Genomic DNA, 7,750 nt, shown 5'->3' with positions numbered 1-7,750 from the left:
CCCCCCCCCCCCCGCCCGCGGGGCCCCCCCCCTGCCCCTCACACCGCGGCCGCTGGCCCCCGTGGGAACCGGCGCCGTCGTGCTTCCTCGGCGGGGCGGTCAGCCCTGCGGCGTCGGCCAGGCCTCGAGCTGCCAGCCGAGCCACGGGCTGAACGCGAACGGGGTCGCGGCGACCGCGTCGCGCAGCGCCGCGGGGTCGGTCCAGGCCCACTCGGCCACCTCGTCGGGCGACGGGTCGGGCACGCCGACCGCGCGGGCGGTGAACACGGGGCAGATCTCGTTCTCGACCACGCCGGAGGCGTCGGTCGCGAGGTACCGGAAGTCCGGCAGCACGCTGGTCACGTGCGTGACCTCGATGCCGAGCTCCTGTGACGCGCGCCGGGCCACCGCCTCCTCGGGGGTCTCGCCCGGTGCGGGATGGCCGCAGAAGGAGTTGGTCCAGACGCCGGGCCAGGTCTTCTTCGACAGGGCGCGGCGGGTGACGAGCACCCGGCCGCGGTCGTCGAGCACGTGGCAGCTGAAGGCGAGGTGCAGCGGCGTCGTCGCCGTGTGCACCGTGGCCTTGAGGTGCGTGCCGCAGGGCTCGCCGGCCTCGTCGAGCAGTACCACGAGCTCGTCGCCGTCGCTCGCGAGGGGGCTGCGGAGCGCCTGGGGATGCACGGAGGTCTCGGGTGTCATGAGAGGTAGTCTGCCCTGGTGAGCGGTGAACACCAGCGTGCGGGGACGCACGACCGGCAGGGCCGCGTCGACGGCGACCTCGCCCAGCGCGAGGCGCGAGACCAGTCCCGGGTCGACGCCGTCCTCGACGACTTCTTCCGGCTGGCCAAGCGCCGGGCCGAGTCGGTCGGCTACCGCTACGTCGACCTCTGGAAGGTCCTCGAGCGCAACACGAGCGGCGGCAAGCGCTTCCGCCCGCGCATGGTCTTCACCACGTACACGGCCCTCGGCGGCCTCGACGACGAGGCCGCGGCCCGGGTCGGCGCCGCCTTCGAGCTGCTGCACACCGCGCTGATCGTCCACGACGACGTGATCGACCGCGACTTCTCGCGCCGTGGCATCCCCAACGTCTCGGGCAGCTACCGCGACGAGGCGACCACGGCGGGCATCCCCACGCCGACCGCCGAGCACCGCGGCATGTCGGCCGCGGTCATCGCAGGCGACCTCGCGCTGACGGGTGCGAGCCGCCTCCTGCTGCAGGTGCCCTGCGACGGCCCGGTCCAGGCGCGCCTCCTCGACCTGCTCGACGAGGCCGTGTTCGTCAGCGCCGGCGGCGAGATGATCGACGTCGAGCTCTCGCTCTCGGACGACCTGCCGACCGTCGACGAGATCCTCGACATGGAACGCGCGAAGACCGCCGTGTACTCGTTCGAGGCGCCGCTGCAGGCCGGCGCCGTGCTGGCCGAGGCGCCGGAGGCGGTGGTCAGGGCCCTGGGCGAGTTCGGCCGCGAGGTCGGTGTCGCGTACCAGGTCGTCGACGACCTGCTCGGCGTCTTCGGCACGCAGTCCGACACCGGCAAGACCGTGCTCGGCGACCTCCGCGAGGGCAAGCGCACCGTGCTCGTGGCGCACGCGGCCACGACCGACGACTGGTTCGGCATCCGGCCCTTCATCGGCAAGGCCGACCTGTCCGAGGCCGAGGCCGAGGTCGTCCGCGGCCGCCTCGAGGCCTGCGGCGCGCGGCGCTTCGCCGAGCAGCTCGTCGAGGACCACGCGCGTCGAGCGCTCGCCGTGCTCGACGGCCCCGACGTCGGCGAGGCCCTGCGCGACGCCCTGGCGCCGCTGGTGCAGGTCGTGCTGGAGCGCGTGCGGTGACCGGCCTCTCGCTCTACGACGCGACCGCCGACGGCACCGCGTCCGGCGTCATCCGCCGGTACTCGACCTCGTTCGGGCTCGCCTCGCGGCTGCTCGGCCCGGCCGTGCGCCAGCACGTCGAGAACGTCTACGCGCTCGTGCGGGTCGCCGACGAGGTCGTCGACGGGCCGGCCACGGAGGCGGGCCTGACGGCCGACGAGTCGCGTCGCTGCCTCGACGAGCTCGAGGCCGAGACCGAGCGCGCGATGGCCCAGGGCTTCAGCGCCAACCTCGTCGTCCACGCCTTCGCGCGCACCGCGCGGGCGACCGGCTTCGGCCCCGAGCTGACCCGCCCGTTCTTCGAGTCGATGCGCGCCGACCTGAGCGCCAGCGAGCACGACCAGGAGTCGTTCGACCGGTACGTGCACGGCTCGGCCGAGGTCGTCGGGCTGATGTGCCTGCGTGCGTTCCTCACCGGCCACAGCTACCCGGAGTCGACGCGGGCGCTGCTCGACGAGGGCGCCACGCGACTCGGCGCGGCGTTCCAGAAGGTGAACTTCCTCCGCGACCTCGCGGCCGACTTCGAGCACCTCGGCCGCAGCTACTTCCCCGGCGTCGACGTGACGACCTTCGACGAGGCCACGAAGCGGCGCCTCGTCGCCGACATCGACGACGACCTGCGCGTCTCGGGCGAGGTCATCCCCGTGCTGCCCGCCTCGTCGCGCCGCGCGGTGGCGCTCGCCCACGGGCTGTTCGCCGAGCTGAACCGGCGTCTCGAGGCGACCCCCGCCTCCTCGCTCATCCGGGCGCGCGTCCGCGTGCCCGACCCCGTCAAGGTGCGGATCGCGCTGCAGGCCTCGGCCGGCCGCGTCGCCTCCGTCCCCGACCACCGACCCCCACCTCCTGGAGCCTCCCTGTGACGACCCCTTGGCTGAAGCGCGCCGTCGGCGACACGAGCGTCGAGCGGCACGGCCGCCGGGTCGTCGTGATCGGCGGCGGCATCTCCGGGCTCGCCAGCGCGGCGCTGCTCGCCCGCGAGGGCCACGACGTCACCGTGCTCGAGAAGAACGACCAGGTCGGCGGTCGCGCCGGCAGCTGGGAGCAGGACGGCTTCCGCTTCGACCTCGGCCCGAGCTGGTACCTGATGCCCGAGGTGTTCGACCACTTCTTCCGGCTGATGGGCACGTCCGCCGACGAGCAGCTCGACCTCGTGCCGCTCGACCCCGGCTACCGCGTGCTGTTCGAGCCGGGTGCCGACGGCACGCGTGAGGAGCCGATCGTCGTCCCGCGCGGCCTCGAGGAGAACATCGCGCTGTTCGACGGGATCGAGCCGGGCAGCGGCGACCGCATGCGCGGCTACCTGCGGTCGGCGCGCGACACCTACGAGCTCGCCAAGCAGCGGTTCCTCTACACGAGCTTCGAGACCGTGGGCCCGCTGCTGCGCGGCGACGTCGTCGTGCGGCTGCCGAAGCTCGGTCGCCTGCTGCTGCAGGACCTGGACGCGTTCGCCTCGCGGGCCGTCAAGGAGCCGCGCCTGCGCCAGATCCTCGGCTACCCGGCCGTGTTCCTCGGCTCGTCGCCGTTCGCGACCCCGAGCATGTACCACCTGATGAGCACGCTCGACCTCGACGACGGCGTGCTCTACCCGCAGGGCGGCCTGACGACCGTGATCCGGCGGATCGCGGCGGTGGCCGAGGAGGCGGGCGTCCGGATCGTCACGGAGGCGCCCGTCACCCGGGTCCTCACGTCGCCCGGGCCCGGACGCTCCGCCGTCGTGCGCGGCGTCGAGCACGGCGACGCCGAGGGCGGGCACCACGTGCTCGAGGCCGACGTGGTCGTCGGCGCGGCCGACCTCGAGCACCTCGAGACGCAGCTGCTGCCCGAGGGCCTGCGCACCTACGACTCCGACTACTGGGCCACCCGCGACCCGGGGCCGAGCGCCCTGCTGCTGTACCTCGGCGTCGAGGGCGAGGTGCCCGAGCTCGAGCACCACACGCTGTTCTTCGCGCGCGACTGGCACGAGAACTTCGACCGCATCTTCGGCGACGACAAGCGGATCCCCGACCCGCCCTCGCTCTACGTCTGCAAGCCGAGCACCGTCGACCCGTCCACGGCGCCCGCCGGGCACACGAACCTCTTCGTGCTCGTCCCGCTGCCCGCCGACCCGTCCCTCGGCCGCGGCGACGTCGGCGGCGACGGCGACCCGCTGATCGAGCGGCTCGCCGACCAGGTCATCGAGCAGATCGCCGACTGGGGCGAGATCCCCGACCTCGCGTCCCGCGTCGTGCTGCGCCGCACCCGCGGCCCGCGCGACTTCGTCGACGACGTCAACGCGTGGAGCGGCAGCATGCTGGGCCCTGCGCACACGCTCTCGCAGAGCGCGATGTTCCGTGCCGGCAACACCTCCGAGCACGTGCAGGGCCTCTTCTACGCCGGCGGCTCGGTGCGCCCCGGCATCGGCCTGCCGATGTGCCTGATCAGCGCCGAGATCCTGCTCAAGAACATGCGCGGCGACACGAGCACGGGGCCGGTGGCCGAGCCGGCCGTCGGCGCGGGCACGGGCTCCGAGGCGGGCTCCGGGGTCGTGTCCGGCGCGATCGGCGACGCCTGATGGGCTTCGCGTACCTCGTCGCCCTGCTGATCTCGATCTTCGGCATGGCGATGCTCGACCGGCGCTTCGACCTGTTCTTCTGGCGGGACGGCTGGCGGGCGTTCGTCACGCTGCTCGTCGGCGTCGTGTTCTTCCTCATCTGGGACATCGTCGGCATCGACGCCGGCGTCTTCTTCCGTGGCGAGACGTCGTTCATGACGGGCGTGCAGCTCGCGCCCGAGCTGCCCCTCGAGGAGGTCTTCTTCCTCGTGCTGCTCTGCTGGCTCACGATGAACCTGCTCGCCGGCTCGCGCCTCGTGCTCGACGCGGTGGAGCGCCGTCGGGCCGCGTCGGCCGCCCTCTCGACGGGCGGTGACCGCGCGTGACGTACTGGGCGATCAACGCGGTCTTCCTCGGGCTCGTGGCCGTGACGGCGGGGGCTGCGCTGCTGCTGCGCTGGGCGCGCACCCGGTCGACCCGCGCCTCCTCGGGCAGCACCTCCTCGGGCCGCGGCTCGCTCGCCGCCGTCGTGCGCGCGGCCGGGCTCTCGACCGCGGTGCTGCTGGTGATGACCGCCGTCTTCGACAACGTCATGATCGGCGTCGGGCTCGTCGGCTACGACGAGGCGCGCATCAGCGGCGCCTTCGTCGGCATCGCCCCGCTCGAGGACTTCGCCTACGCGGTCGCGGCGCTCGTGCTGCTGCCGAGCATCTGGACGCTGCTCGGGTCGCGGCGCGAGACGGAGGCCGCGAAGAATGCGAGGGCGTCCCGTCGCGCCGTCAGCGACGCCGGCCCCGGCTCGGTCGCGGACGCCGAGGAGGCGCGGTGACCGCGACCCTGAGGGCCCTGTTCTGGTCGTCCCGGCCCCTCAGCTGGATCAACACGGCGTTCCCGTTCGCCGCGGCGTACATCCTCACCGCGGCCAGCGCGCCGCGGGTCGACGCCGACGCGGGCGGGGCCTACGTCTCCCAGTCGGTCGCGGACGCCGTGGCCGACGGCTCGGCCGCGGTGGTCGTCTTCACCGGACCGACCCCCGCATTCGACTTCGCCCAGGTGAACTGGCTCGTCGCGGTCGTCGGCATCCTGTTCTTCCTCGTGCCCTACAACCTCGCGATGTACGGCATCAACGACGTCTTCGACTACGAGAGCGACCTGAGGAACCCGCGCAAGGGCGGTGTCGAGGGCGCGCTGCTCGACCGGAGCATGCACCGCACGACGCTCTGGGCAGCGGTGCTCACGTGCGTGCCCTTCGTGCTGTTCCTGGTCGTGGTGGGCAGCCCGCTCAGCTGGCTGGTGCTCGCCGTCAGCCTGTTCGCGGTCGTCGCCTACTCGGCCAAGGGCCTGCGCTTCAAGGAGCGCCCGTTCGTCGACTCCGTCACGTCGAGCACGCACTTCGTCAGCCCGGCCGTCTACGGCCTCGTGCTGGCAGGCGCCACCTTCACGCCGCAGCTCTGGGCGCTGCTCGGGGCGTTCTTCCTCTGGGGCGCGGCGAGCCACGCCTTCGGTGCCGTCCAGGACGTCATCGCCGACCGTGAGGGCGGCATCGCGTCGATCGCGACCGTGATCGGCGCCCGCACCACGGTCCGGCTCGCGGTCGTCGCCTACTTGCTCGCCGGCGTCCTGCTGACGTTCACCGACGCGCCGGGCCCGTTCGCGGCGGTCATCCCCGTGGCCTACGCCCTGAACTGCGCTCCGTGGTGGAACATCACCGACGCCGAGGCGGAGGGCGCGAACAAGGGCTGGAAGAGGTTCCTCTGGCTCAACTTCGTGTCGGGGTTCATCACGACGATGCTGCTGATCGGGTGGGTCGCGCTGCGCTAGCCGGACGGTCGGTCAGCCGCCCAGGTTGCCGACGGCCCTCCGCAGCACGCGCAGCGCCGTCTCGCGGTCGTCGGGGCTGACGCCCGCGAAGGCGTCCGCGCCGATGCCGAGCACCACGTCGCGCAGCTTCGCGTGCGCCACCGCGCCCCGCTCGGTGAGCGAGTGCCGGCTCGCGCCGAGGCCGTCGGTCTCGACCGTCACCCAGCCGCTCTCGACGAGCTCGCCGAGGTCGTCGACCAGCGACTGGTCGTCGTCGGCCGGCCCGTCCGACGACGCGGTCGACCCGCTCGCCGCCGAGGACTCCTCGTCGCCCGGCTCGACGCCGCGCTCGAGGCCCTCGAGCACCTGCCACTGGCGGCGCGTCACGCCGTGCTCGTCGAGAGCCTCGGCGAACCGCTGGTCGAGCAGGCGCTCGACCCGGGTCAGCCACCAGCCGACCGGCCTGTCGTCGTCCCTGTCGTCGTCGCGCGTCAGCGTGTCGTCCTCGGACCCGGGCGCAGCCGTGCGCGGGTCGTCGTCGGAGCTCCGTCGGTCCATGCGCCGCATCGTACGCCCGACGTTCACCTCGCCGAAAGGTGTGCCCCCTAGCGTCCGCAGGGTGAGCTCGCGCGCGCCCTCGACCACCGCCTCCTCGTCCCTGCGTGTCCGCGTCGGCCACCTGCGCCGGGTCTGGGGGGTCTTCCGTCAGCAGCCCCGCGCGATCTGGTGGACCTTCGTCGCCCTGCACGCCGCCGTCTTCGTCGCCCTGACGCCGCTGATGCTCCGAGGAGGCGCGGAGGGCGACCTGCCCCTGTACCGCACCTGGGCCACCGGCGCCCTCAGCGAGGGCCGCTGGCCCGTCATGGACTTCGCCTGGGTCTACCCGGCCGGCGCGCTGCTGCCCGTCGTGCTGCCGAACGTCCTGGGGGAGTCGCTCTACCAGCTCGTCTGGCTCCTCCTGGTGACGGCCGCGAACGCCGCGTCGCTCTGGCTGCTCACCGACCGAGGGCGCCGCACGGTCGACGCCCCGGCGGCGTGGTGGTGGCTGCTCGTGCTGTTCCTGCTGAGCCCGGTGGCGTTCCTCCGGCTCGAGGCGTTCAGCGCGCCCGCCGTGGTCGCGGCCCTCCTCCTGCTCGGCACTCGGCCCAGGGTGGCCGGCGCGCTGCTCGCCGCGGCGACGTGGGTCAAGGTCTGGCCCGCGGCCGTCGTCGCAGCCGTCGTGGTCGCGAGCCGGGGACGCGCGACGGTCGTGCGGGCGTGCCTCTGGGTGACGCTCGTCGTCGTCGCGGTGGTCGCCGTCGGCGGGGGCCTGTCGTCGGTCGACAGCTTCGTCACGATGCAGTCGGACCGGTCGCTGCAGCTCGAGGCGCCGCTCGCGACCCCGTGGCTGTGGATGGCGATGCTGGGGGTGCCCGGCGCCTCCGTGTACGAGAACGTCGGGCTCGCGACCCGCGAGGTGATGGGGCCCGGCGACACGTGGGCGGTGCACGGCAGCACGCAGGCGATGGGCGTCGTGATGGTCGCGCTCGTCGGGCTGCTGGCGGTCGCGGCGGCCGGCCGCGCCCGGGC

9 protein-coding genes are annotated in these 7,750 nt (G+C 73.6%); 7 read left to right on the top strand and 2 right to left on the bottom strand.

What is annotated here, in order from left to right:
* Positions 1 to 99 precede the first annotated feature (99 nt).
* A complete protein-coding gene (gene idi / locus RWM17_RS10240; protein WP_314103333.1) occupies positions 100 to 678 on the bottom strand; it encodes an isopentenyl-diphosphate Delta-isomerase in 579 nt (192 codons plus the stop codon).
* A gap of 18 nt (positions 679 to 696) precedes the next feature.
* On the opposite strand from idi, the gene RWM17_RS10235 reads away from it, so the two are divergent.
* The 6 genes from RWM17_RS10235 to RWM17_RS10210 are packed head-to-tail and all read left to right on the top strand — an operon-like array spanning position 697 to position 6,202.
* Positions 697 to 1,812: a polyprenyl synthetase family protein gene (locus RWM17_RS10235; protein ID WP_314103330.1), complete on the top strand. Its 1,116-nt coding sequence runs from the start codon at positions 697 to 699 to the stop codon at positions 1,810 to 1,812.
* Positions 1,809 to 2,711: a phytoene/squalene synthase family protein gene (locus tag RWM17_RS10230; protein ID WP_314103329.1), complete on the top strand. Its 903-nt coding sequence runs from the start codon at positions 1,809 to 1,811 to the stop codon at positions 2,709 to 2,711. Before RWM17_RS10235 ends, RWM17_RS10230 begins: the two co-directional genes overlap by 4 nt.
* The gene (crtI, locus tag RWM17_RS10225) at positions 2,708 to 4,402 is read left to right on the top strand and encodes a phytoene desaturase family protein (protein WP_314103327.1); all 1,695 of its coding nucleotides are present in this window, start codon (positions 2,708 to 2,710) and stop codon (positions 4,400 to 4,402) included. The genes RWM17_RS10230 and crtI overlap by 4 nt, the downstream gene beginning before the upstream one ends.
* Positions 4,402 to 4,767: a lycopene cyclase domain-containing protein gene (locus RWM17_RS10220; RefSeq protein WP_314103325.1), complete on the top strand. Its 366-nt coding sequence runs from the start codon at positions 4,402 to 4,404 to the stop codon at positions 4,765 to 4,767. Before crtI ends, RWM17_RS10220 begins: the two co-directional genes overlap by 1 nt.
* Positions 4,764 to 5,210 (top strand): lycopene cyclase domain-containing protein, encoded by a 447-nt coding sequence (locus RWM17_RS10215; RefSeq protein ID WP_314103323.1) that lies wholly within the window; start codon positions 4,764 to 4,766, stop codon positions 5,208 to 5,210. The genes RWM17_RS10220 and RWM17_RS10215 overlap by 4 nt, the downstream gene beginning before the upstream one ends.
* A complete protein-coding gene (locus RWM17_RS10210; protein WP_314103322.1) occupies positions 5,207 to 6,202 on the top strand; it encodes a prenyltransferase in 996 nt (331 codons plus the stop codon). The genes RWM17_RS10215 and RWM17_RS10210 overlap by 4 nt, the downstream gene beginning before the upstream one ends.
* Before the next feature lie 12 nt (positions 6,203 to 6,214).
* Here RWM17_RS10210 and RWM17_RS10205 read toward each other — a convergent pair whose 3' ends face one another.
* A complete protein-coding gene (locus RWM17_RS10205) occupies positions 6,215 to 6,739 on the bottom strand; it encodes a MarR family winged helix-turn-helix transcriptional regulator (RefSeq protein ID WP_314103319.1) in 525 nt (174 codons plus the stop codon).
* A 61-nt stretch (positions 6,740 to 6,800) separates the two neighbouring features.
* On the opposite strand from RWM17_RS10205, the gene RWM17_RS10200 reads away from it, so the two are divergent.
* A partial coding sequence (locus RWM17_RS10200) for a glycosyltransferase 87 family protein (protein ID WP_314103317.1) occupies positions 6,801 to 7,750 on the top strand: 950 nt, incomplete at its 3' end.

It is taken from the genome of uncultured Frigoribacterium sp., from assembly GCF_963515265.1.
GTDB lineage: Bacteria > Actinomycetota > Actinomycetes > Actinomycetales > Microbacteriaceae > Frigoribacterium.
Note: the sequence above shows the minus strand (reverse complement) of the source record. Positions and strands in the feature narration are given on the sequence as shown.